17 protein-coding genes and 1 pseudogene are annotated in these 24032 nt (G+C 60.0%); 12 read left to right on the top strand and 6 right to left on the bottom strand.

Annotated elements, in window-relative coordinates; all coding sequences use genetic code 11:
* Window positions 1–179 precede the first annotated feature (179 nt).
* From CAPI_RS09385 to CAPI_RS09360, 6 genes and pseudogenes are all read left to right on the top strand, one after another.
* Window positions 180–2114 carry a type I restriction-modification system subunit M gene (locus CAPI_RS09385; RefSeq protein WP_018017178.1) on the top strand — a complete coding sequence of 645 codons (1935 nt, stop codon included), beginning with the start codon at window positions 180–182 and terminating at the stop codon, window positions 2112–2114.
* Window positions 2111–3343 (top strand): restriction endonuclease subunit S, encoded by a 1233-nt coding sequence (locus tag CAPI_RS09380; RefSeq protein WP_083893906.1) that lies wholly within the window; start codon window positions 2111–2113, stop codon window positions 3341–3343. The genes CAPI_RS09385 and CAPI_RS09380 overlap by 4 nt, the downstream gene beginning before the upstream one ends.
* 20 nt (window positions 3344–3363) lie before the next feature.
* Window positions 3364–6459 (top strand): type I restriction endonuclease subunit R, encoded by a 3096-nt coding sequence (locus CAPI_RS09375; protein ID WP_040356702.1) that lies wholly within the window; start codon window positions 3364–3366, stop codon window positions 6457–6459.
* Window positions 6449–7537, top strand: a complete 1089-nt coding sequence (locus tag CAPI_RS09370) for a hypothetical protein (protein WP_156806804.1) — start codon at window positions 6449–6451, stop codon at window positions 7535–7537. Before CAPI_RS09375 ends, CAPI_RS09370 begins: the two co-directional genes overlap by 11 nt.
* A 76-nt stretch (window positions 7538–7613) precedes the next feature.
* Window positions 7614–7823 (top strand): annotated as a pseudogene (locus tag CAPI_RS09365) (winged helix-turn-helix domain-containing protein); the annotation flags it as partial.
* 147 nt (window positions 7824–7970) lie between these two features.
* Window positions 7971–8537, top strand: a complete 567-nt coding sequence (locus CAPI_RS09360; protein ID WP_245531637.1) for a restriction endonuclease — start codon at window positions 7971–7973, stop codon at window positions 8535–8537.
* An 11-nt stretch (window positions 8538–8548) separates the two neighbouring features.
* On the opposite strand, the gene dcuC is transcribed toward CAPI_RS09360, so the two are convergent.
* Complete coding sequence (gene dcuC, locus CAPI_RS09355) at window positions 8549–9961, bottom strand: C4-dicarboxylate transporter DcuC (RefSeq protein WP_018017173.1); 1413 nt, start codon at window positions 9959–9961, stop codon at window positions 8549–8551.
* Between the two features lie 177 nt (window positions 9962–10138).
* Between dcuC and CAPI_RS09350 the strand changes: the two genes are divergently transcribed.
* Window positions 10139–11974 carry a GmrSD restriction endonuclease domain-containing protein gene (locus CAPI_RS09350; RefSeq protein WP_018017172.1) on the top strand — a complete coding sequence of 612 codons (1836 nt, stop codon included), beginning with the start codon at window positions 10139–10141 and terminating at the stop codon, window positions 11972–11974.
* Window positions 11975–12072: 98 nt separating this feature from the next.
* Window positions 12073–12267: a YegP family protein gene (locus CAPI_RS09345; protein WP_018017171.1), complete on the top strand. Its 195-nt coding sequence runs from the start codon at window positions 12073–12075 to the stop codon at window positions 12265–12267.
* A 20-nt stretch (window positions 12268–12287) separates the two neighbouring features.
* Here CAPI_RS09345 and CAPI_RS09340 read toward each other — a convergent pair whose 3' ends face one another.
* Window positions 12288–12554 (bottom strand): DUF2316 family protein, encoded by a 267-nt coding sequence (locus CAPI_RS09340; RefSeq protein WP_018017170.1) that lies wholly within the window; start codon window positions 12552–12554, stop codon window positions 12288–12290.
* A 151-nt stretch (window positions 12555–12705) separates the two neighbouring features.
* Between CAPI_RS09340 and CAPI_RS09335 the strand changes: the two genes are divergently transcribed.
* Entirely contained in the window at window positions 12706–14412 is a 1707-nt protein-coding gene (locus tag CAPI_RS09335) for an AAA family ATPase (protein WP_169331506.1), read from the top strand.
* 51 nt (window positions 14413–14463) lie between these two features.
* On the opposite strand, the gene CAPI_RS09330 is transcribed toward CAPI_RS09335, so the two are convergent.
* On the bottom strand, window positions 14464–15894 hold the full coding sequence (locus tag CAPI_RS09330; protein WP_018017169.1) for a PucR family transcriptional regulator: 1431 nt from the start codon (window positions 15892–15894) through the stop codon (window positions 14464–14466).
* Window positions 15895–16003: 109 nt separating this feature from the next.
* On the opposite strand from CAPI_RS09330, the gene gabT reads away from it, so the two are divergent.
* Both gabT and CAPI_RS09320 read left to right on the top strand, forming a co-directional pair.
* The gene (gene gabT / locus CAPI_RS09325; RefSeq protein ID WP_018017168.1) at window positions 16004–17311 is read left to right on the top strand and encodes a 4-aminobutyrate--2-oxoglutarate transaminase; all 1308 of its coding nucleotides are present in this window, start codon (window positions 16004–16006) and stop codon (window positions 17309–17311) included.
* Window positions 17312–18745, top strand: a complete 1434-nt coding sequence (locus CAPI_RS09320; RefSeq protein WP_018017167.1) for an NAD-dependent succinate-semialdehyde dehydrogenase — start codon at window positions 17312–17314, stop codon at window positions 18743–18745.
* A 177-nt stretch (window positions 18746–18922) separates the two neighbouring features.
* Here the strand turns inward: CAPI_RS09320 and CAPI_RS09315 are convergent, their stop codons facing one another.
* From CAPI_RS09315 to CAPI_RS09305, 3 genes are read right to left on the bottom strand one after another with little or no spacing between them, the layout of a single operon-like run.
* Window positions 18923–20626, bottom strand: a complete 1704-nt coding sequence (locus CAPI_RS09315; RefSeq protein WP_018017166.1) for a thiamine pyrophosphate-binding protein — start codon at window positions 20624–20626, stop codon at window positions 18923–18925.
* 9 nt (window positions 20627–20635) lie between these two features.
* Complete coding sequence (gene speB / locus CAPI_RS09310; protein ID WP_018017165.1) at window positions 20636–21634, bottom strand: agmatinase; 999 nt, start codon at window positions 21632–21634, stop codon at window positions 20636–20638.
* A 13-nt stretch (window positions 21635–21647) separates the two neighbouring features.
* The gene (locus tag CAPI_RS09305) at window positions 21648–22214 is read right to left on the bottom strand and encodes a helix-turn-helix domain-containing protein (protein ID WP_026157071.1); all 567 of its coding nucleotides are present in this window, start codon (window positions 22212–22214) and stop codon (window positions 21648–21650) included.
* Between the two features lie 203 nt (window positions 22215–22417).
* Here CAPI_RS09305 and CAPI_RS09300 point away from each other — a divergent pair, with 203 nt between their 5' ends.
* Window positions 22418–23965 (top strand): sodium:solute symporter family protein, encoded by a 1548-nt coding sequence (locus tag CAPI_RS09300; protein ID WP_018017163.1) that lies wholly within the window; start codon window positions 22418–22420, stop codon window positions 23963–23965.
* Window positions 23966–24032 lie beyond the last annotated feature (67 nt).

The raw sequence follows: 24032 nt of genomic DNA, 5'->3' as shown, positions 1-24032 counted from the left end.
CATGACTAGCCGGGAATTTCGAGAGGTCAGGGCGCCTAAAAAAATGAAGTATCGGCAAGTACGACAGGCCCCACTACAAAACGGTTTCGTGCAGTCATTCGATGAAGCCTGTGCACTGTCTGAATGCCACGGCATGATATGCAGTAGTTACTTCACTTGGAATAGGAAAAAGGTTCTTCATGGCGTCATCTACTTCGCTCTACCAGGCTGTTTGGCAGACGGCCGACACTTATCTACGCGGTGTCGTACCGCGCCAGGCATACGGCGACTACATCCTCCCATTCACCGTCTTGCGGAGACTGGAGTGCCTTCTTGAACCGACGAGGGCGGATGTCCTTCGCACGATCGGACACACCCAATTTCCCGAAGGAATGTGGAACGCTCTTATTCGCTCGGAACATGGCCTATCTTTCTACAACACGTCTGAGCTGTCCCTGGCAACCATTGGAGGCAGTGACGACCATGTTCGGCAGGGTATGCTCACGTACCTCGACGCTTTTTCCGCCAACGTGCGCGATGTTTGGGCCGCGTTCAAGTTCCCCGAATTGTTGATTAAGCTCGAGGAAAACAACGTTCTATGGGGCGTGGTAAAGCACTTCTCGGAGATCGATTTGTCCGACGCAGCGCTCGGGGAAAATGCCATGGCGGATCTCTTCGAGAACTTGATGTACCGCTCATTTTCCGAAAACGGCCAGGTTGCAGGTGAGTTCTACACTCCACGAGATGCCATCCGCCTCATGGTCGATGTTTTACTCTCCAGCGACGACGACGGTCTCTACGGTAAGGCCCCTGCCCGCACCGTCTATGACCCGGCCGCCGGCACCGGCGGCATGCTGCTCGTGGCCAAACGCGCCATGGAAGAACTCAACCCGAAAATCGAGGTCTCCGTCTACGGCCAGGAAATGATGGCCGAGTCCCTCGCCCTGGGCAAATCCGACCTCATCGTCTCCGGGGAATCCCCGGACGCCATCCGCGACGGCGACACCCTGGCCAACGACCGCTACGCCGGTGAGCAGTACGACTACGTGCTGTCCAACCCTCCCTACGGCACCGACTGGAAACGCTCCAAGGACGCCGTCGTTCGCGAATCCAAGGTCGAGGGTTCCCGATTCAGCCATGGGCTTCCCCCGGTTTCTGACGGGCAGATGCTGTTTCTCAGCCACGTCGTCCACAAGCTCAAGGACAAAAAACACGGCACTAACAAGGGTGGGCGAGCAGGCGTGGTCACCAACGGCTCACCGCTGTTTACCGGCGGGCCCCAGTCCGGCCCGGACCAGATCCGTAACTGGCTGATCAACGGCAACCTCATCGACGCGATCATCGCGCTTCCGACCGAGATGTTCTACAACACCGGCATCGCCACCTATGTGTGGATCCTGGACAAGAACAAGGAACCTAAGCGTGACGGAAAAATCCAGCTGGTCGACGCCACCGGCACCTGGTCCCCAATGCGCAAGAGCATGGGCAACAAACGCCGCGAATTCTCCGACGACGACCGCAAATTCATCCTGGATCTCTACAACGCCTTCGAGGAGGCCGACCCGGAGTACTCCAAGGTTGTCACCCCGGATGAGCTGGGTTTTACCGATGTGCCGATGTATCGGATTATGCGCTACTCCACCCTCATCACCGATGAGACCGTGGCCGCGGCCATGAGCCACAAGCAGGCTCTGACCGGCCATGAAGCCATCATCCGCTCCTGCGACGGTGTGGCCTGGAACGACCTTCCCGCACACCTGAAAAAGGCGGCGGCCTCCGCCGGGCTGAAGATGGGGTCCCCCCTGCTCGGCCACATCATGACCGCCGTAGCCGTCGAGGACAGCAACGCTCCGGAAGCCGTCGACCACAAAGGCAACAAAGTCATCGACAAAGCAACCCGGATCACCGAGCGCATCCCACTCACCGAAGACATCGACGAGCACATGGCACGGGAAGTCCTCCCCTTCGCGCCAGACCTCATGTGGGACATGGCCGAAGCCAAAGTCGGTTACGAAATTCCCATGACCCGGATGTTCTACAAGCCAGAGGAAATGCCGACGCTGGAAGAGCTCGACGCAGAAATCGAAACCGTCCTCGAATCCATCCGCGCACGCTCCCAGGAGGTTAAAGAGTGACCGTCCTCTGGCCACGCAAGCCATTCAAGTTAGTCATGCAGAAACGTTTTGCAGGGGAATGGGGGGGAGAAGAAGGGACATCTGAGCTGGATATTCCTTGCATCAGAGTGGCCGATTTCAACCGGTTGCAAAACGTCGTGACCGATAGAGTGCCCACCGTCCGGTCCGTTAATTTGAAGACCGCCCAGGCGAAACATCTGCAACCGCATGACATTTTGATCGAGAAATCCGGTGGAGGAGACAAAACTCCGGTGGGTACGCCGATCCTTTATCTCGGTTCAGAAAAGGCGATTTGTTCAAATTTTATTGAAGTCGTTCGCCTGCAGCCTGGCCATGATCCTAGATTTTGGACATACACCCTAATCTCAAGTTATGAGATGGGGAACACACGTCGGTTCATCAATCAGACGACTGGGATTCAAAATATTGACTCTCAGAGGTTCTACGATCAGGTTTTCCCTGTACCTCCTCTGAAAACCCAGCAGCGCATCGCTGATTACTTGGATCGGGAGACCGCCGAAATCGACGCCGTCGTAGCCGACCTGGACAGGTACGTGGAACTGTTGGAAAAGCGTCGTCTCGAAATGATTCGTTGCAAGACTCAGTTTGATGAGCGAGGAACTGAGTGGCGGAGATGCGCTACTCAGCTAGTTTTTCGATCTATTGGCAGCGGCACTACACCAAAGAAAGATTTGGGATACTACACGCCCAGTGGAAGCGAAAACGGGATTCCATGGATAACAACCTCAGAATTGAGGGAGGAAGTCGTGCATGAAACCAGAATGCAGGTATCCAGGAAAGCATTGGAGGAATTGGCGTCCCTCCAGATCCATCCGGCGGGGTCCGTAGCGATTGCAATGTACGGAGCCACGATCGGCCGATTAGGAATACTGGGTATCCCATCGACCACGAACCAGGCTTGCTGCGTGTTTTCAAGACCTGAAGGGATCGATCCTAAATTCTTTTTTTATTCACTTTGGGCAGATAGGGATATCCTCATTCGCCACTCCTCCGGAGGCGGACAACCAAACATCAGCCAAGGATTGATGCAAAGGTGGAAGACGCCGCTGCCGCCGCTTTCAACGCAGCACAAAATCGTGAAGACCCTCGACCGCGAGACTACCGAAATCGACTCTCTCATCGCCGATTCAACGAGTCTTCGTGATCTTCTTTTGAAGCGTCGCTCTGTTCTCATTTCTGAGGTCGTTACTGGCCGGAAGCAGGTGTAGTCATGGGTATTCAGTCCACGATGGAGAAGGCGTTCGAGGACACTATCGTCGGCCACCTCAGTAAATCCGGGTGGCTCCATGCCCCTGACACCACCAACCCCGGGTGGGATAAGGCGCGCGCGCTCTACGTCCCGGATGTGTTGCATTGGCTGGAGACCCAGTACCCGGAGGAGTTCGCCAAGGCCGTACCCGAGGGCTTGACCGGTGTGCAGCGCGAGGTCTACATCGCCAAGCTGCTCGACCGGTTGGCAGAGATGTTGAACAAGACCCCGATCCTCAACGCGCGGACGAAGAAAGTTCAGCACGGCCTGCTGGGCACTTTGCGAAGTGGCTTCTCCCACGCCCAGCGTGGCCAGATGAAGGCCACTTTTGCCAACATGGTGGCCTTCTACCCGGAAAACCTCCTCTACACCAGTGCTATTGCAGACGCGCAGAAGAACCGGTTGCGTGTGCTGCGGCAGGTGCCCTTCGACGTCACCGGCACTGACACGTTGGACCTGGTGCTCACCGTCAACGGTATTCCGGTGGCCACCCTGGAGCTCAAGACGGACAACACGCAGGCGGTGCGTGATGCCATCAAGCAGTACAAGGTGGATCGCAAACCGACCAAGAACAGGCCCCTTCTCAAGCCTGGTCGGGCACTGGTGCACTTCGCGGTTTCCAACCAGGAGGTCTACATGACCACCGCCCTGGATGGGCTGAAAACGTTCTTTCTGCCGTTCAACCAAGGCAACGACGGCCACGCCGGCAACCCGGTCAACCCGGACGGCTCCGACACCGCCTACCTGTGGCGGGAAGTATTCGAACCGGAGTTGTTCCTGCGTATTCTGCGGGACTACGCCCTGTGGGAGCCAGCCTCGAAGGGCAACTCAGGCCGGCTGGTGTTCCCCCGCTACCACCAGCTGCGGGCGACTGAGAAGGTCATCGGCGATATCGCCGCACGCGCCCGCACCACCGGCAGCGGCGCCGGCGGCCGGTATTTGATCCAGCACTCGGCCGGTTCAGGCAAAACCAAGACCATCGCGTGGCTGGCCCACCGGGCAGGCCGTTTCATTGACCCTGCCGGTAAGCCCGTGTTTGATTCGGTCATTGTGGTCACCGACCGTACCGTCCTCGACGACAACGTCAAAGAAGGCCTGGACCTGCTGCGAGCCTCCGAAGGCCTGGTGGTCAACGTTGACAACAAGCTGGGGTCGAAATCCAAGACCCTTGAAGCGGCGCTGTCCCAGGGCGGACACATCATCTCGTGCACCATCCAGACATTTCCCGCCCTGGCGAAAATGATGGAAATATCCCCCGCGCTGCAGGGGCGTAACTACTGCGTCATCATGGATGAGGCCCACTCCTCCCAGCATGGTGAGGCGGCGACCCGCCTGCGCGAGATCCTGGTCGATGTCGACACCCCGACACCCGGGGATGAAGACATCACGGCAGACGACGTGCTGCTGGCGATGGACAAGGCCGTGGCAAATGCCTCGAACTTGAGCTTTATCGCTCTTACTGCCACACCCAAGGCGAAAACTCTGGCGGCGTACGGTTCTGTGGACCCAGAGGATCCCAGCCGACGGGTGGCCTTCGACACTTACCAGATGGGCCAGGCCATCGAAGAAGGCTTCATCCTCGACGTGTTGGCCAACTACTCCACCTATGCCATGTTTGCCCGTATCCGTGACGAGCTGGGCCGGGAGGACACCGTCGACTTCGGTAAGGCTGTGACCGACATGGTGCGGTTTGTACGCATGCACCCCACCTCCATCGCCCAAAAGGTCGAGGTCACAGTCGAGCATTTCCGCCGCAACGTCATGCACCACCTGGGCGGCACCGCCAAAGCCATGGTGGTCACCGCCGACCGGATGTCGGCGGTGACCTGGTCGCTCAAGATGAACGAGTACATCGCCAAACGCGGATACAGCGACATGACGACCCTCGTGGCGTTCTCTGGTTCACTGATCTACGGAGAAGGCGACAATGCCATCGAGGTCACTGAGAGCTCAATGAACAGTGTGAGCGACACCGCCCTGCACTTCAGGGAGCACAACGAGGCCAAGGTACTTATCGTGGCGAATAAGTTCCAGACCGGTTTCGACGAGCCCCGCCTATGCGCGATGTATGTCGACCGCAAACTCTCCGGGGTACAAGCCGTCCAAACACTGTCGCGACTCAACCGGGTATTCCCCAACAAACCAAAGCCAATGGTCGTAGACTTCATCAACGAGCCCGTTGCCATCCTCAAGGCTTTCAAGCCCTACTACCAAGATGCCCACATCGAAGACGAAATCCCCGCGAATGCCTTGGCGGACCTAGGCGATGTGCTTGATGCGGCGGCGTTTTACACTCCGGAAGAACTGGACAACTTGGCCGATGCGTACATCGCTGGCGCGGACGCTGAAACGCTGCAGGGCTTGGTCTCTCCCATACGTGCGCGGTGGAACCAGCAAATGCGTGACGCTCGTCTGAGGAAAGACAAGGAAGCCTACAGCGAGGGAAAATCATTTAGGTCAAACTTGCTCAAATACGCCCATGCATGGGAGTTTCTGAGCCAGATCGTCGACTTTCAAGACGCTCTACTGCACAAACGGGCGATCGTTGCAGGCCTCTTATCCCAGAACCTCAACCTGGAGCGACAAGACGACGACGATGATTACACGGTAGGTATTGAACTAGTTGGTGTTGCTGTCGAACCCGTATCGGACCCCGCCGATCTCGAATTGGCTGCTCAGGAACTCAGCGGAGAGCTCGAACTACCTGGATTCGACGGCCGTCCGGTGGACGAGCATTCTCCGGTCCAAGAAGCCTTCGATGTCGCGGTGGACCAGGTCAACGCCCTTCTCGCAGCTCGGGGCATCGAGGGATCTACGGAAGCAGCCAGATCGGTGATTCGAGCGAGCTACGGGATTCTGGTTGAGGACGAAACCGTACAAGCGTTGGCCCTGGAAAATGACCCATCGCAAATCGCGGGCACCGAAACCTTCAAAAGTAAAGGCCTCGGTGCCATCATACAGGCGGCAAAGGAGTCGCAAGAGGTGTATCAGACCGTCACTTCAGACCCAGAGAATCTCGACAAATTCCTTGATGTGCTGTCGCACATGATCGTGGCGGCGAAAAATGCCGCCTAATGAATTTGGAGAGCTCTCGGCGAACGGGCGGGATCATGGAGACCCTTCAAACCCGGCCGATGGTGATCGGGCAAGTTTGGAGAGTTATCAACGAAGCAACGTTTTTGAGACACCGGAAAAACCATTTCTTGACACTCGTGGCGAATCGATTGAGGTCTCATTGGGGATGCCTTCTCTTGCTGCTGGGTTGGCCGATAGTTTGTACAGGACGACGATCCCAGAATTAACTCCAAACCCGCACTTGGTTCCTACTCTTTTTCTGCCAAATTTGCCGGTTGGCGAAGCAATTGCCGACATAACGAGCAGTCTTGGGTTCGAGTTGCGTGCAAACTTCATAGGCTCTTTCGATCTAGGACTGAAGGAGGCGGTTCGAGAGGCTTCAAAGGCTCAGCTTCCCTTGATTTCTCACTTCCAGGAACAGCTAGAGTTAATGGCTCGCGGGATCAACCGGGCGACCTTGCCTCCGAACCTTCGCGATCTGGTAGGAGAGGTGACAGCAGGGGAAGTGGATGAGTTCGTGCGGAAAGAGGCGATCCCGCTCTATTTGGTCCCACGTAGTAATACAGCACTCCGGCTTCTTCGTGCCCCTGGTCGCCCAGCGCGGAGGAAAATCCTTAATGACTGTTTCGACTCAATTATTGCTGATTGTGAGAGCGTCTTAGAAGAGTCGCAATCTGAAATTGTAGAAGAACAAACCTTTTTCGTACTCAAAGGCATCGAAGCCATGCGCGCAGGCTACGTCTTCCCGGCGCAGGCAATGTTCACCGTCATCCTCGACAGCCTTACTACGATACTTTTCCCGAGCCAGCACGACGCGAAACTCGTCAAAAATCATCCGAAAGATGCCAAGGCTCCGCGACAGTTTGATCAGATGACAATAATTGAGCCGCTAGTTTGGCTCCCGGTTTGGAATGCTCACGAGGAGTTTTGGCCGATCAAAGGAGACCCAGTACCGCACCAGTATTCACGCCACGCGAGTGTTCATGCGGTGACCCACCGCCAGTTCAATAAGCGTAACTGTGTCCAATCACTGATGCTGGTCACCAGTCTTGTGGGTTATGCGGATAATCGATGGTAATTACGCGCTCGACGAGTGTCATTGGACCAAAGAAAGGCCGTAAAACTCCTAATCCCGTGACCCGTAAGGAGGCGTTATGGCGGTACCGACGTGGGACCAATTTTTGGTCCCTTGCCTGAAGGTCCTTATGGACGGGAGCGTCCACCGCAGACGCGAGATTGTACTTTCGGCCGCCGATCTCATCGGGGTTCCTAGCGATGAGCGTAAGCTCACAGTCCAGTCCGGGGAGCCCAGATTCCTGAACCGTGGGAGCTGGGCAATAACGCACTTAAGTAAAGCCGGTGCAGTGTCGTCTCCTGGGCGGGGGCAATGGCAGATTACTGACGAGGGGTGCAGACTCCTCGAAAAGTACCCACTGGGCTTATCGGAACAAACTCTTCGCGCAGAATCTGGGGAGTCTTATGCCGATTTCACCACTTCCAGCCTGCCCTCGGTGCCCGAGGAACCAATTCAGGTAGACGAAGACAGCGTCCTTACCCCTCTTGAACAGGTAGAAGAGGGGCAACGTCGAAACGAAAAAATCGTGGCGGACGAGCTTCTACAGCGGCTGCATGAACACGAACCTACTTTCTTCGAGCAAGCGGTCTTGGATTTGTTAATGGCGATGGGTTACGGCGGTTCGTTCGGCAGAGCCACGCGCACCCAGCTGTCCAACGACGGCGGAATTGACGGGGTGATCGACCAGGACGCGCTCGGCTTATCGCGTATTTATGTTCAGGCCAAGCGCTACGAAATGAGCAAAACCATCGGCCGTCCGGATGTCCAGGGCTTTGTTGGCGCACTTCACGGTGCCCAGGCATCGCAAGGCGTCTTCCTGACAACAGGAGCGTTTAGCCAAGCCGCTATTAGCTACGCTCAGTCGGTTCCTACTCGTGTGGTGCTAATCGACGGCCGTCTCCTCGCCGACTTGATGATCCGATATGGCGTTGGCGTACAGGTCAAACGCAGCATTCAGATCGTGGAGATCGACGAGGACTATTTCGAGTGGATCGATAGCTGAAAAGTCACCCCCTAGATAAACAGGAACGCGCACAGCACCGATACGACGGTGGCGGCAAGCATCGGCACGATGGTCCGCCGGATGATCTCAACGGGGTTGGCATCCAGGGCACCTGCGACGATGAGGACCGCCGCGTTGACCGGTGAGGCTTGCCGCATCGTGTTGGATGTTGCCCAGATAGAGGTGAGCATCTGCGGGGCGTGGATGGAGGAGCTGGTTGCCAAGCCGGGGACCATCTCGGAGAACGCGAAGTACGGCGCCACTCCCGAACCGGTGAGCATAGCCATCAGGCCGGTGGCCACCACGAAGATCAGCACAATGATCGCGGCAGCGCCATGGGAATCGCCGGCGAGGTTGGTCAGCGCGTCGATGACACCCATCTGCGTAATGCCTTCAACCAGAATGGCCGCGGCCACGATGAGTGCGACCACTCCCCCGGCGCCTTCACCGAGGCCGCGGAAGAAGTGGTTGAGGTCGTCAATGGCGCTGTTGACGTTGCGGTGGCGGATGGACTCGATGACCATCGTCACCAAGAGGGAGACCACGGTGACGGGCAGGATGTCCGCCTCGAACGAGACCACGCCGAGGCGGTTCAGGAGTGCCGAGACAATGATCAAAACAAGAGGGAGCAGCGGCAGGACCGCGTAGTACCCGGGGAGGCCCTGGGCCCGGCGCATGGCATCTTCGACTCGGTCGTCGGAGGTTGCGGACTCGGGGGCGTCGATAAGCGATTGCTCTTGCTCGCGCCGAGCGTCTTTCTTATCGCACCGCCACTGCCACCACATGTGCACGAACGCGGTGACGATGAGCGCGGGGACCGTGGCTTTGGCGACGCTGCCGAAGGCGAACTCGGTGACGGACATGCCGGCGAGGTCGGCACCTTGGATGAGGCCGGCTTCCAGGGGCGTCGGCACGATTGTTGATGCCGTGACGATGATTGCGCCGACGGTCAGTGGTGTGAGACCTGCGGCGATGAGCGCGGGGAGCAGGGTTGCGACGAGGAGGAGGGAGAGTGCACTGGCCGAGGGGACGACGAGCGACAGGAGCGTGCCGACGAGGAAGCCGAGAGGGACGAGCCAGTAGGAACCGTGAAAGCGTTGGAGGGGGCGGGAGAGGGCGACGACGGTGCGTGCGTCGGCACCAATGTGGCGCATGTAGCCTACGAAGCCGAAGAGGACCATGATGGCCATGCCGGTGCCGGAGAAGCGGGACTTGAATAATTGCTCCACGACGAGAAGCTCGTCGTAGAAGGAGTTGTCGCTTGGTTCGATGTCGAGTGACGTGTGGTCGACGCGTCCGGTCGCCGCGGCGATCATAAGAAGAATGACGCCCACTGCGAAGATCGCCGATGCCGCGTGGACTCGTTTGTAGATGAAATAACCAACCGCGATGATCGCCAGCAAGGCGATGGCTATGTACAACATACATCCAGTTTATTTCCAGTTCAGAGCGGTGTGGCACGGTTTGGACGCTTGCCACTGCTTTGGTAGGACGCGTCCCGAGCTAGCCCAGAGAGCATGGATGAGGAGATGATCTCCCCGCCCTCTTCCCGTCGCCCAAGTACTATCACCAACGAAACGGTTCAAGAGTGAGGAGCACCCATGGGTTTCCAAACCCCGATGTACACCCTGGAGAAGTACCTGGAGCGGACAACGAGTGGCGCGATCCAGCTTCCGGATTTCCAGCGCGGTTACAAGTGGGATGAGGAACGCGTGCGTCAAATCCTGATCACTGTCCTGCGCGGTCATCCAATGGGTGTCGTCATGCTGCTGGAGACCGGCAATGACCAGGTGCGATTCAAACCGCGACCTGTGGAGGGAGCAGGGGTTCCTAACGGACTTGAGCCGAGCTTTCTGCTTCTCGACGGCCAGCAGCGCCTGACCTCGTTAACTCAAGCCTTCACTGGGGACGGGATCGTCCACACAAAAGACACGCGAGGCAAGCTTCTCGACCGCCGGTTCTTCATCGACATCAAGAGGGCTGTTGAGAATCCCGATGCCGTTGATGAAGCGGTGCTCTCTATTCCCGCGGACGGAGTCGTGCGCGAAAACTTCAACCGCGACATCAAGTTCGACGTGAGCACCGTTGAGCGTCAATATGAAAACAACTGCATTCCGGTGACTCTTCTTTACGACTCCAACAGGTGGATTAACTGGTTGATGAATTGCCCCGAACCAAAACTCGCGAGGGAATTCCACGAGAGGTTTGTCGTGCCTGCGAGCAACTACCAGATCCCCGCCATCGAGCTCGATAAGGAAACGGACAAGGCGGCTGTTGCGACGGTGTTCGAGAAGGTGAACATCGGCGGCCTTCCGCTGAACGTGTTTGAGCTACTGACCGCTGTCTTCGCAGGTGATGGCGACCACTATGCGAGAACTGGTCAGGACTTCCGGCTCAACGACGACTGGCTGGAGACGAAGCAGTTGTGGAAGGATTACCCGGTCCTTGAAGGGGTGGAGAACACCGACTTGCTTCAAGCCGTGACGATGCTAGCCAGCCTGAAGCGCCAGCAAGCTGGCGCCAGCGAAAGCCGGAAAGTTGCTGTCACCGCCAAGAGAGAAGATGTTCTAAAACTCACTCTCAACGACTATCTGGAGTGGAGGGACCCGCTCCGTGAGGCCTTTGTGTGGGCATCGTCTTTCCTCGCTGATCTGCACATCTTCACCGCGCGTGATATTCCGTACCCGAAGCAGCTGGTCCCGCTGGCTGCGATTCGTGTAGTTCTTGGTTCCGATACAGACCTCCACCCCGTCAGAGCAAAGATTGTTCGTTGGTACTGGTCTGGGGTGTTTGGTGAGCTGTACGGAAGCACCATCGAAACTCGGTTCACGCGGGACCTTGAAATGGTTCCGGAGTGGAGCCGGTCGGACGAGGCCCCAACACCACGTACGGTCCTAGACGCCAATTTTGTCGAATCTCGCTTGCACTCCCTACGTACTCGAAATTCGGCGGCGTACAAGGGGGCGATGGCGCTTCTCATGGCCAACGGCACTCGCGACTGGATGGAAGCGAAAGAGTTCGGTGCCTACCAGTACAAGGAGATGGATGTCGACATCCACCACATCTTCCCCAAGGCATGGTGTTTCCGGAACGGGATTGATGATGAGTACCGAGAGTCCATTGTCAACAAGACAATGCTCAGCGCGAAAACAAACCGCATCATTGGAGGAGTGGCGCCGTCACGCTACGTCGAAAAGATTGAGCAGCGGACCGAAATAGCTCCGGATACCCTCGACGAGGTGCTTACCCGCCACCTCGTAGATCCGGAATTTCTGCGCAAAGACGAATTTGATCGTTTTTTCGAGACACGCCGCGAGGAGCTATGCCAGCTCATCGAACGGGCCATCGGTAAGCCAGTGCCCCGCGATGTCTCCGCAGGGTTAAACGAGGAGGATTCCACGCACTTCGAGCCGGAGGAGCTTTGGGAGCCAAAGTAACTCAAACGCCGCCCCAACTTCCCAGCCAATTCTCCCTCTCCTCCCCTTCCCTAGACGTAATGTATCCGCCTAAGGATGTACGACGGAAAAGAGCCACGATGGCCGGGAAGTTCGAGGTTTACGCGGACAAGAGCGGCAAGTACCGCTTCCGCCTCAAGGCCGGCAACGGTGAGGTTGTTGCTACGGGCGAGGCGTACGAGAGCAAGTCGGCAGCTGTTAAGGGCACGCAGGCTGTGCAGCGTGCGGTTGAGGACGCGAAGCTTGTCGACCTGACGGAGAAGTCCGCAAGCTAGCGGTAGTCGTCGACGCCGAACTAGGTGGTGGCGCGGGAGCGGTTGGCCTCGGTAAGCGAGCTGTCGGGAACTGGTTCCGCGCCGTTGTCGCGCGCGGCGGTCTCGATGATGTTGCGTACCATCCAAACGTGGCGTGGGTCAGCAATATCGACGGCAATCGCCCGGGTGACCTCGTCTTCGTCGAGATCCAGGCGCGCCGCAATGTCGGCCGCCGTCAGGCCGGGGAGCTGCAGGTTCGTGGCCAGTTCGCGCCGGGTGGCGTCCAGCTGCGCGTTGTTGAGTGACATGGGTGCGAGGCTACCCCTGGTTCGGCCCGTTAATGACCTTGGCAACTAAACGGGCCCTCTAGTTTTCAAGCGGATTGAATTAACCCGGTAATGGAAAGAGGTGATGGAACCCGTGCTACATCAAGTTCTTACCGCTCCGAGCAGTCCCCAAATGGATCACCGTTTCGAGAACGAGATTGACCGCCAGATTAGAAAACGCAGTCTGTATGATTTTGCGAGTATGGGGTTCGAACGCCACTGGTATGTCCCGACGAGCGACGACGATCGTACTGTCGATATCACCCTGGAATCCGGCGGCGTGGTTACTTTAGTAGGACCGAACGGCGCTGGAAAGTCCTCGCTGATCTCGTGGATTATCAGTCAGACAATGGACGTCCCAGTTAGAAGACTGGCAGCACACCGCAGGATTTGGTTCAAGTCATCCGGTGTCGAACTCACAAGTTCGATGCGAAGCCAGTACGTCGAATTCATCTCCCGGCATGATCGAGACATAAATTCGCGGACGAACGGCGAATATGAAGAACAGAGGCTCAACGGAACCCTCTTTGATCTTTTGGGAAAAGAAGTTAATGCAAACGCGCAACTGGTTAGAAATTTCCGCGAGGGCGAATGCAGTGAATCCTTGGGTTCAACGCCGTTAGAGACGATTTCGAAAATCATGCAGAGCTGCGGTCTAAACCTTGGCTTCCAATTGAGTGACGGTATGGGCCTCGACGCTGTCCGTAATAATTCGAGATACCCCATCTCAAAAATGTCCGATGGCGAAAAATCCGCGTTACTGTTAGCAGCAGACGTGCTTTTGGCGCCACTAAATTCGATCCAATTGATTGATGAGCCAGAGCGTCACTTGCACCGCTCGATTTCACCGGGGTTAATCTCATCCTTGATCGAGGCTCGGCCCGATTGCGGTTTCGTGCTATCAACTCATGATGTCGAGCTCGTTGAGACAATCAATCCCGAAATCAACTCCGTTTATCTAGTAGACGGCATGCGTTGGTCGACCGACGGGGCCCCGCTGGGATGGCATATTGAGTCTCTAGCAACGAAAGAGCCAATTAACGAAAGATTGAAACGTGCCATTCTAGGTGGCCGAAGGCGCATCCTCTTCGTTGAGGGAGAACCATCGAGTCTCGACTGCGCTCTGCTCGGTACATTGTTTCCTGACTATCACATTTCTCCCTCGGGAAGCAGCGAAAACGTCCAAAAGGTAGTAACAGGCATACGAGAAACGGATGGTTTTCATTGGATCTCTGGTTGGGGAGTTGTAGACGGAGATAACCGCGATGTCGAGGAAAGTGAAAAACTTCGAGCAAAAGGAATCCTTGTTCTTCCCTGCAACGAAATCAAAAGTCTGCTGTACTTGCCCGATGTTATAGAGGCACTAGCAAAACAGCAGGGTGAAAACTTAGGGTCGGATGGGAACGCTATGTTCGAGGAGGCGAAGCGGAGTGCCTTGGCCACCTTAGATAGCGCCAAAGTTCAGGAGAACCTCGCGGCAACCAACGCAGTCAAAATACTGCGACGCCGTGTTCTCGGCTGTTTACCAAGCAAGGGAGAGCTCAAAGACAACGGAGAAAGCTTTTCGCTCAACTTGACTTCACCGTATCCGCAAGAATTGTCCAAATTGCGGGCCGCATTGAGTAGTCAGGATCTCGAAACTATCGTGAAAGAATTCTCGATCCGTGACACCGGATTACCCAAAGCAGTAGCCAACAGCTTGAGGTATAGGTCGAGCGAGGACTATGGCCGAGCCGTAGTCGCTACACTTAACCGGGATTCGGCGCTCGCTGCTCGCATAATTAGATTTCTCGGGTGGTCTAGCATGTCGGAAACACCAGAAAACGAACCGCAGATTTAAGTTTGAGTTCCGTTGCCGCAAACTCGTGTTTCCGCGTCGAAGGCTACTCCCCTACTCCTCCACCAAACTGGCAAAGAACGTCTCAGCGAACGTCGCCGGATCTGACAAGTCAATTTCGCACAGCTCCTGAATCTTTGCGATCCGGTTGCGCGCGGTGTGCCGGTGAATCCCCAGCGCGTCCGCGGTGTGTACGAGCTGGCCGCCATGGCGCAGGTAGACCGTCAAGGTGCGGGCGTAGTCGGTGCCGTCGCGGTCATCGAGATGCCTCAAACGGTCGAAGAGCTCGGCGTGTCGGGCGGACAGGGCTGTGACGACGGCGGGTTCGGTGAGCCAGGGCAGCGCGGTGGCGTCGGGAAGCGAATGCTCGCCCAGGGCTAGAAGGCCCGCGCGGGTGCGCAGGGCGCGTAGGTGGCTGAGCGTGAGGTCGGTGGCGGCGATGCGGCGGCCGACGGCGATGCGGACCTGGCGGGCGCTGGGGCCGAAGGAGGCGAGAAGGTCGGGAATCGGCTGGTCGCCGCGGACGAGGAGGAGGAAGCTCGCGGTGTCGAGGGGGGCGGTGTAGAGGAACTGGCCGGCGTGCTCGGCGGAGTCGTCAAGTGAGGCGCGGGCGCGGGTGAGCGCGCGGGCGTTGTCGGCGGCGACGATAACGGGCCTGGTCAGGCCGTCTGCATCGACGGGTGAGTCGAAGGCGGTGGGCAAAAGGTCGGTCTCGGTGCCCAGGCCCAGGCGGACGGAGAGGGCGAAGGAGTTGAGCTCGTTGCGGGCGGCGCGTAGTTCGAAGGGGCGGGCCAGGAGCATGTCGGCTAAGCCGGCAACGTGGCGGATCAGGGAGCGCGACGCGGGCGTGAGCTCGCGGGTGGAGCGGACTTCGATCTCGTGGTGGCGCTCGGAACCCGCGGTCATGCGGTAGGAGGTGCGGTGCGTGGTCGGACCTGTCTCGCCGCTGTCACCGACGCCCACGACGGTGCCCTGGGCGGTGCTGATGGTCACGCGGGCGTGCAGGGTTGCGGCGGCCTCGGTGAGGAGCGCGTCGAGGGAGCCGCGGGTTGCTGTTTTGGTGAGGCGTTCTTGAGCGTCGAAAAGCTGTTGCTGCTCAAGGTGAGCGAGGCGGCGTTGTTCCTGGTGGGCGGCGGTGACGATGGAGATGAAGGGGACGTGGCGGGGGACGTCGAAAAGACCGATGCCGCGGCGGGTGGCAGTGTCAATGACCGTGTGCGGCAGGGCGGGGAACGTCAGGCCAGTGCCGAAGCCGATGGCGACGGCGCCGGCGTCGGCGAGGTGGTCGATGTAGGGGCCGAGACTCGTCTCGCGGCCGTTGAAAGCGATGCCGACGGTGAGGACGAGGGAGTTGGGTTGGATGAACTCGGAGGCGTCCTCGAGCTCGCTGGTTTGGACGACGTCGAACTCGGCGGCGGTGGGTTCGACGACTTGGCGCAGAGCGAGGTCGCGGTTGTTGCGGAGCCACTCAAAGGTTAGTCCCATGTTCGCCCTTATGTATACGTGCATATGCGATTATCGCCCTATCGTACATGGCGCAGGCCACAGGGAAACGACAATACTAATCCGGAACACTCAAGTGAAGGAGCTAAACATGCAGGATCTGACCTACCACCTCCCCCAGGAGCGTCGCCTGAACGGTGCAAACTCGGTGAGCTCAGGAATTGAGCAGCGCCGCCAGGCCAACGTTGCGCGGGCCCTCTCCCCCAGCCTGCCGGGTTACGTCGTCGCGGCTGACGGCGGCGTGCTTGTCGACGCCGACAACAACTCCTACATCGACTTCGCCTCCGGCATCGCCGTGACCTCGGTGGGAGCGTCGAATGAGCGCGTGGCCCAGGCCGTGGCCGAGGCCGCTGCGAACTTCACCCACACCTGCTTCATGGTCTCCCCTTACGAGTCCTACGTGGCAGTCTGTGAAAAGCTCAACGAGCTCACCCCCGGCGACCACGAGAAGAAGTCGGCCCTGTTCAACTCGGGCGCCGAGGCCGTAGAGAACGCCGTTAAGGTGTCGCGCTCCTACACCGGGAAGATCGGTGTGGCGGTGCTCGACCGCGCCTACCACGGCCGCACCAACCTGACCATGGCCATGACCGCGAAGAACAAGCCGTACAAGACCAAGTTCGGCCCCTTCGCCTCCGATGTCTACCGCGTCTCCGGTTCCTACCCGCTGCACGACGGCCTGACCGGCGCAGAGGCCGCCGCCCGCTCCATCAAGGAGATGGAGCAGGAGATTGGCGTCGAGAACCTCGCGTGCGTGGTCATCGAGCCGATCCAGGGAGAGGGCGGTTTCGTCGTTCCCGCCGAGGGCTACCTGCCGGCGATCGCGCAGTGGTGCCGCGAGAACAACGTCGTCTTTGTTGCCGATGAAATCCAGGCCGGCTTCTGCCGCTCCGGCGAGTGGTTCTCCGTCGACCACGAGGGCGTGGTCCCCGATGTCGTGACCACCGCGAAGGGCATCGCTGGCGGCATGCCGCTGTCCGGTGTCACCGGCCGCGCCGAGATCATGGACGCCCCCATCCCGGGCGCGCTCGGTGGCACCTACGGCGGCAACCCCGTCGCCTGCGCCGCAGCTCTCGCCGCGATCGAGGAGATGGAGGCGCACAACCTGCCCGGCCGCGCCCGCGAGATCGAGGGCATCATCCGCACCCACCTCGAGCCGCTGGTCGAGCTCGACGGCGTGCGCGAGGTTCGTGGCCGCGGCGCGATGATCGCCATCGAGCTCGAATCGGGCGCTGCCACCGCCGAGATCGCCGCCGCCTGCAAGGCCCAGGGCGTCCTCATCCTCACCTGCGGCCTCGACGGCAACGTCATCCGCCTCCTGCCCGCCCTGACCATCCCCGAGCACCTCCTCGTCGAGGGCCTGGAGATCCTCACCTCCGAAATCCGCACCAAGGCCGCATAAATGATCCTTTCCGACATCCTCCCCGCAGACATCCCCACCGGCGAGGGCCCCTCGCTTTTCGACGTCCTCGATCCCGCCACCGAAGACATCATCGCCCGCGTGCAGGACACCACCGAGGCCGAGTGGGACGACGCGCTCGGCCGCGCCGTCGAGGCGCAGAAGGCCTGGTCCGCGTTCACACCCCGCCAGCGCGCCGAGGTGCTGCGCGCCGTCTTCGACGAGCTCATCCGCCGCACGGACGACTTCGCCCGCACCATGACCCTGGAAATGGGCAAGCCCCTCGCCGAGGCCCGTGGCGAACTCGCTTACGGCGCCGAGTACTTCCGGTGGTTCTCCGAGGAAGCCGTCCGCCTCCCGGGGCGCGTCTCCCCCGCCCCCGCCGGAAACGGCGACATCCTGGTCACCCGCGCCCCGGTCGGGCCGGTCCTGGCCATCACCCCGTGGAACTTCCCGCTGGCCATGGCCGCGCGCAAGATCGCCCCGGCGATGGCAGCTGGCTGCCCTGTGCTGGTCAAGCCCGCCGCGGAAACCCCGCTGACCATGCTGCTTACAGGCAAGGTCATCGCCGATATTGTCGAGCAGGCCGGCGGCCCGCGCGACCTCGTCCAGATCCTCCCCGCCACCGACGCCGCCGGCATGTCCTCCCACCTGATGGCGGACCCGCGGTTGCGCAAGGTCACCTTCACGGGTTCGACGGGCGTCGGCAAGCTCCTTGTGCGTCAAGCGGCCGACAACCTGCTGCGCACGTCGATGGAGCTTGGCGGCAACGCGCCCTTCGTGGTCAACGAGGACGCCGACCTTGACCTCGTGCTCACCTGCGCCATGCAGGCAAAGATGCGCAACGGCGGTGAGGCCTGCATTGCCGCGAACCGTTTCCTCGTCCACGAGGCAGTCGCCGAGGAGTTCACCCGTCGCCTCACCGAGCAGATGGCCGCGGTGCAGTTCGGCCACGGCCTCGAGGAGGGCATCACCCTCGGCCCCGTCATCACCGCCAAGCAGCGTGATCGCATCGCATCACTTGTCGACGACACCCGCGCCGCCGGTGCCACCGTCCACTGCGGCGGCGAGGTTCCGGAGCGCAAGGGGTACTTCTACCCCGCCACCGTGCTGTCCGACGTGCCCGCCGACTCCCGCATTCTGCGCGAGGAGATTTTTGGCCCCGTCGCCACCGTGACCACGTTCCGCACCCTTGACGAGGGCATTGCCCTAGCCAACGACACGGAATTCGGCCTCGCCGCCTACGGATTCAGCGAGAACGTGGGCGTGTGCCGGCGCTTCGCCACCGAGCTCCACGCCGGAATGGTGGGGATCAACCGGGGCGCTATCTCCGACGCCGCCGCGCCCTTCGGTGGCGTGAAGCAATCCGGCTTCGGCCGCGAAGGCGGGGTCGAGGGTATTGAGGAATACCTCGACGTGCGCTACGTGGCGTTGTAGTGGTTGTTGCGGCGTGGGGTTCTACCCCACGTCGAGGCGCGCGTGGTTTCGGCTCCTCGTAGGCGAGCTGAGGCGGCGTGATCGCAGGTGAGGACCGCATTTCAGCAGCGAAATGCTGTCCGCCATGGGGGGCAGGACCCCCGGCATATCCCGCTGCGGATCGCGACCCGTCGGAAACTAGCGGGAACGGTCCTCACGTTCGGCCAAGGCGACACCCTTTTGCTTCGGCGCAATGTGCGGCACGTGGGTCGGCTCCCACATGCGCAGGACCGTGTCCACAATGACCACGTTCGGCCCTGACTCTGGCCCAGCCGTCAGGCTGGCCCGGAGAGCGGATTCCAGCTCGTCGGTTGACACCCTCACGGCGGGAACGCCGAAGGCTTCGCTTAGAGCCCGGAAGTCCGGCCGAGACAACTCGGTGGCGGTCGCGCGGCCGAAGGCGTCGTTCATGTATTCGCGCAGGATTCCGTAACCGCCGTCGTCGACGATAAGCCACGTCACCGGGATATTGTGTTGCTTGGCGGAGGCAAGCTCCGCGATGGAATACATCGCCGATCCGTCTCCGGCCACCGCGAGGGTGCGCTCACCGGAGGCGACGGCTCCACCGAGCGCCGCCGGGAAACCGTAGCCGAGGCCACCGGCTCCCTGAGCTGAGGAGAACGCCCCAGCGCGAGCATCCCAGACGTTCCACGCCCAGTACGCGGCGATCGTCATATCCCAAAACGTGGCGGTTGTGTCCGGGACCGCCCGGCGCAGCGCATCCATGAAGGCACGCTCGTGGCCCAGCGGCTGGGCGTCGAGCCGTGCCTCGACGGCCTGCCTGATCTGCGCTGCTTTCTCCTCCGCGGTGACGTCCCCCCATCTTGAAGGGGAGGTCGACTGCGGTAACTCGCTCAGGATTGCCCGCACGCCCTCCGCGGCGTCGGCGCGAATACCCAGTGAGGCGTAGTTCGACTCCAACACAAGGGGCTCAGCATCAATCTGAATGATGTGGCCGGTCGGTGAGAAGGTGAAGTAGTTGGTGGTGACCTCCCCGAGTGCGGTTCCTACCGCGAGGAGGACGTCAGCCTCATTGAGTACCTCGGTGGTGTGCCAGTCTTCGATCCAATGGGCAAGAACCAAGGGATCGTCCGCAGGTACGGAGGACACTCCCCCAGGCGAACAGGCGACAAGTGCCCCAACGCGCTGGGCCAGTTCCATGATGAGCGGTCCGGCGCCGCTACGCACGGCGCCACCGCCGGAGAGAATAACTGGCCGCTCCGCCTTCTTCAGAAGTTCAGCCGCTTGCCGAATCCACGTGCCGTTTCCTTTCACCGGCGGGATGGAGCGCTCGATCCCGTCGACAAGCGGAATGCTCGTCTCGCCGAGCAGAACGTCCTCGGGGATCTCAACCCACACTGGACCTTGGGGCGCGGTCATCGCCGCCTCCCACGCGTCCTGAAGCATGGACGGAATTGAGGACGACGCGTGCGCGGTGAACTGAACCTTGGTCACATTTTCAACTGACCGCTTCTGCTCATCGAGCTGGTGCAGCAGGCCATTACGGCGTCCCCCAATCCCGCGGTCGGGCACCTGCGAGGACACGACGACGACGGGAACCCCCGACGCGTACGCTTCCTGCAACCCCGCCAGCGCGGTCAATGCTCCTGGGCCGGTGGAAAGGAAGAGCGCCGCCGGGCTTCCGGAGATGCGGGCGAACCCATCGGCGGCGAAAGCTGCGTTGTTCTCTACCCGCGAGGAGACGTATGTCAACCCGCTGCCGTTGAGCGCTTCGAACAATCCGAGGGCGTGTTGGCCCGGAATCCCGAAGACGTGGGTGATTCCCAGCGCCTCGAGGGTTTCGACGACAACATTTCCGCCGGTCCTGGAGTTAGCTCCCACCTCGACCCCCTACGCCCCGTGGTTCCCAGAACGGTTGTCGGCGATCAACGTGATGAGGTCATACGCAACGTGCGAGGCAGCGATCCCCGTCAGCTCCGCATGGTCGTACGACGGCGACACCTCGACGATATCCGCACCGACGACATTCAGGCCGCGCAGGCCGCGGATGATTTCCAACAGCTCACGGGACGTCATTCCCCCGGCTTCGGGCGTTCCTGTGCCCGGAGCATGTGCGGGGTCGAGCACATCGATGTCCACGGAAATGTAGAGGGGACGGTCCCCAACCCGATCGCGCAGAGACTTAACGACGCTCTCCACGCCCAGGCGGAAGATGTCGGCGGAAGTGACGATGCCGAAGCCCATCCTCTTGTCATCCTCTAGGTCGGAACGGCCGTACAGGGGACCGCGCGTGCCGACGTGGCAGATGGCGTCTCTATCGATGATGCCTTCCTCGCTCGCGCGCCGGAACGGCGTCCCGTGGGTGTAATCCGCACCAAAATAGGTATCCCAGGTGTCCAGGTGCGCGTCGAAGTGGAGCAGCGCGACCGGCTTTCCCGCCCGGGCGGAAGCAACCCTGAGCAGCGGCAGAGCAATGGTGTGGTCGCCCCCAATGGTGACCAGGGTCGCACCGTCATCGGTCAAAGTTGTTGCGTCGCTTTCGAGTGACGCGATTGCTTCCTCAATGTTGAACGGGTTCAGTGATACATCCCCGGCGTCGGCCACCTGAACCTGTGCGAACGGTGACGTGTCCGTAGCGGGGTTGTACGGGCGCAGCAGACGAGAAGACTGGCGCACATGAGAAGGCCCGAAGCGGGTGCCAGGCCGGTACGACACGCCTGAGTCGAAGGGTGCGCCGACAACTTTCACATCGGCGCGGCGCCCGTCGCGCTCGATTTCGTCGAGAGTCGGTAGCAGCGCGAACGTCGCGGGACCGCCGTAGCGTGGCACGAGGGCGGAGTTGACCGGGCCTGTATTTCCGTTTTCAACGATGCGGGGTTTGTCGAGCATGACGTGATCTCCTCTATTGTCCGGCGATGATCCATAGGACCACCGCCTCGTCGTCGGTGGGATTGAACCAGCTGTGCGGTTCGGTTCCCAGGAACGTTGCGGTATCTCCTGCAGCCAAATGAATTTCCTGGTCCGGAGTGATAAGGACGAACTCGCCTGCGAGTACATGCAGCGCTTCTACCACTGCGTCAACGGTGTACAAGTCGTCTTCGCCTTTGCCCCGGGGTGCCACCCGGGTGTGGATCAGCTGAAGCTTCGACTGCCCAGCAGGGGTGAGGAGTACCTCGCGGATTCCTTCACCCCCGAGGTTGACCGAGGGAGCGGAATCGAGAGACACAACTTGAGTTGGCATTGAGTCTAAGACGGAGCCCGCAGGGACCCCCAAGACTTGGCAGATGTTGAGCAAGGTCCCCACCGACGGGCTGGTCTGATCCCGTTCAATTCGAGACAGGAACCCCTTGGTCACCCCGGCGAAGCTGGCTACCTGATCAATTGTCAATCTTCGCTGTTCCCGCAGGGCACGCAACCGCTTGCCGATGGGTGGCGGCGCCTGAATTGGCTCGATTGGCAGTGATTTCACGGTGTCGATCCTACGGTTGACTCTGTCTGGCCCGGGTTGTCAATTCCCAGTAACAAACTTCGCTACGGAAAATTATCTGGCTGAGATGTTGTCTATACGGCAACTGCTGTTTATTGTTAGCAAACAAGAGAGTGGCGCGCAACAACCAAGGTACGGATTAGGGCGCGCATCACGTCCCTTCAATGCATAGAAAGAAGAAGTAGATGAACTGGTTAGACGCCGCTGTGGTCATCGCCTACTTGGTGGGCATGATCGCATTCGGATTCTGGGGAAGCAGGAGGGCCCAAGACTCCTCTGACTACCTCGTCGCGGGCCGACGACTCGGCCCGATGCTCTACACGGGCACGATGGTGGCCGTCGTGCTGGGCGGGGCTTCGGCGGTCGGTGGCGTCGGCCTCGGCTATAAGTACGGACTCTCCGGGTTCTGGCTGGTGGGCGCCATCGGTGTCGGAGTGTTAATCCTCTCCGCGGTCTTCGCTCCACGGCTCCAGCGGTTGAAGATCTACACGGTGGTTCAGATGCTCACGCTGCGCTACGGGTCGGAGTCGATCCAGGTTTCGTCGATAGTCATGCTCGCGTACACGCTGATGCTCACCGCGACATCCACGGGTGCGTACGCCTCGATCTTCGTTGTCCTCTTTGGAATCGACCGCTGGCTCGCCATTCTCATCGGTGGCTCGATCGTCATCATCTACTCGACGATGGGTGGAATGCTCTCCATCACCTACGCCGATTTCGTACAGTTCATCATCATGACTGTTGGCGTCTTCTTCCTCATGGTGCCGTTCGGTCTTTCGCACGCCGGCGGCTGGGGCGCCATGCACGACCGGCTCGGCGCTGAATTCTTCTCCCTGGACGGCATGGGATTCGAATCGATCATCACCTACTTCGTGATCTACACCCTGGGGCTGCTCATCGGGCAAGACGTCTGGCAGCGCATCTTTACAGCACGGACTCCGAAGGTCGCGCAGGTGGGAGGAATCGGGGCATCCGTGTACATCATCCTCTTCGGTATCGCTGGGGCGGTCGCGGGGATGACGGCTGCGGTTGTCCTCCCGGGCATCGAAGTTCGCGACGAGGTCTACGCCCGCATCGCCACCGAAATGCTCCCCGCGGGATTCGGCGGCATCGCGCTGGCTGCGGCGGTAGCCGCAATGATGTCGACGGCCTCCGGTGGTTTGATCGCCGCAGCAACCGTCGCCCGAACCGACGTGATGCCGCTGCTGCGCAAGGTCCTGTCCGGTGCGAAACCGCGGATACTCAACGCTGAGGAAGCCGCCGAACAGGCCCGCGACAATGCGGCGCGCGAAGAGGATGTCGAAAACGACATGAATCGTAACCGCATCTGGGTGCTGTGCCTCGGCATCGTGACGATGGTGCTCTCGCTCCTTGTCCCCGACGTCGTCGCCGCCCTGACCATCGCATACGACATCCTTGTGGGTGGCCTCCTCATCGCGATCATCGGCGGTTTGGTGTGGACCCGCGGAAACAGCGCAGGCGCAACGTGGTCGATGATCACCGGATCCCTCGTAACTCTGGCCGTGATGGCGTTCCTCGAAATCAACGCAGAGCAGCGTTTCGACGGTGTTTACGCGAACGAACCGATCTACGCGGGCCTGGCTGTCTCGGCGATTGTCTACATCGTCGTCTCTCTCATGACGAAACCCACCGCACCAGATGTCCTCGCCGCGTGGCAGGACCGGTCCGCCAACGGAGTCAGGGAAGACGAGGAAGTTGTAACACCCGCGTGATCCGCGTTTGGGTCACGCAAATTAGACGCGCTGGGGGGCGCGTGACGAAGTAGAGCAACGCGCGAAA

Origin of the sequence: Corynebacterium capitovis DSM 44611 (assembly GCF_030440535.1) — a bacterium.
GTDB lineage: Bacteria > Actinomycetota > Actinomycetes > Mycobacteriales > Mycobacteriaceae > Corynebacterium > Corynebacterium capitovis.
This window is presented reverse-complemented; position numbering and strand designations above follow the sequence as displayed.

Bases quoted from the DNA above. Each gene is read 5' to 3' on its own strand.
- CAPI_RS09385 (WP_018017178.1), top strand. From the start codon at position 180: ATGGCGTCATCTACTTCGCTCTACCAGGCTGTTTGGCAGACGGCCGAC.
- CAPI_RS09375 (WP_040356702.1), top strand. From the start codon at position 3,364: ATGGAGAAGGCGTTCGAGGACACTATCGTCGGCCACCTCAGTAAATCC.
- CAPI_RS09370 (WP_156806804.1), top strand. From the start codon at position 6,449: ATGCCGCCTAATGAATTTGGAGAGCTCTCGGCGAACGGGCGGGATCAT.
- dcuC (WP_018017173.1), bottom strand. From the start codon at position 9,961: ATGTTGTACATAGCCATCGCCTTGCTGGCGATCATCGCGGTTGGTTAT.
- CAPI_RS09350 (WP_018017172.1), top strand. From the start codon at position 10,139: ATGGGTTTCCAAACCCCGATGTACACCCTGGAGAAGTACCTGGAGCGG.
- CAPI_RS09345 (WP_018017171.1), top strand. From the start codon at position 12,073: ATGGCCGGGAAGTTCGAGGTTTACGCGGACAAGAGCGGCAAGTACCGC.
- CAPI_RS09340 (WP_018017170.1), bottom strand. From the start codon at position 12,554: ATGTCACTCAACAACGCGCAGCTGGACGCCACCCGGCGCGAACTGGCC.
- CAPI_RS09335 (WP_169331506.1), top strand. From the start codon at position 12,706: ATGGATCACCGTTTCGAGAACGAGATTGACCGCCAGATTAGAAAACGC.
- CAPI_RS09330 (WP_018017169.1), bottom strand. From the start codon at position 15,894: ATGGGACTAACCTTTGAGTGGCTCCGCAACAACCGCGACCTCGCTCTG.
- gabT (WP_018017168.1), top strand. From the start codon at position 16,004: ATGCAGGATCTGACCTACCACCTCCCCCAGGAGCGTCGCCTGAACGGT.
- CAPI_RS09320 (WP_018017167.1), top strand. From the start codon at position 17,312: ATGATCCTTTCCGACATCCTCCCCGCAGACATCCCCACCGGCGAGGGC.
- speB (WP_018017165.1), bottom strand. From the start codon at position 21,634: ATGCTCGACAAACCCCGCATCGTTGAAAACGGAAATACAGGCCCGGTC.
- CAPI_RS09300 (WP_018017163.1), top strand. From the start codon at position 22,418: ATGAACTGGTTAGACGCCGCTGTGGTCATCGCCTACTTGGTGGGCATG.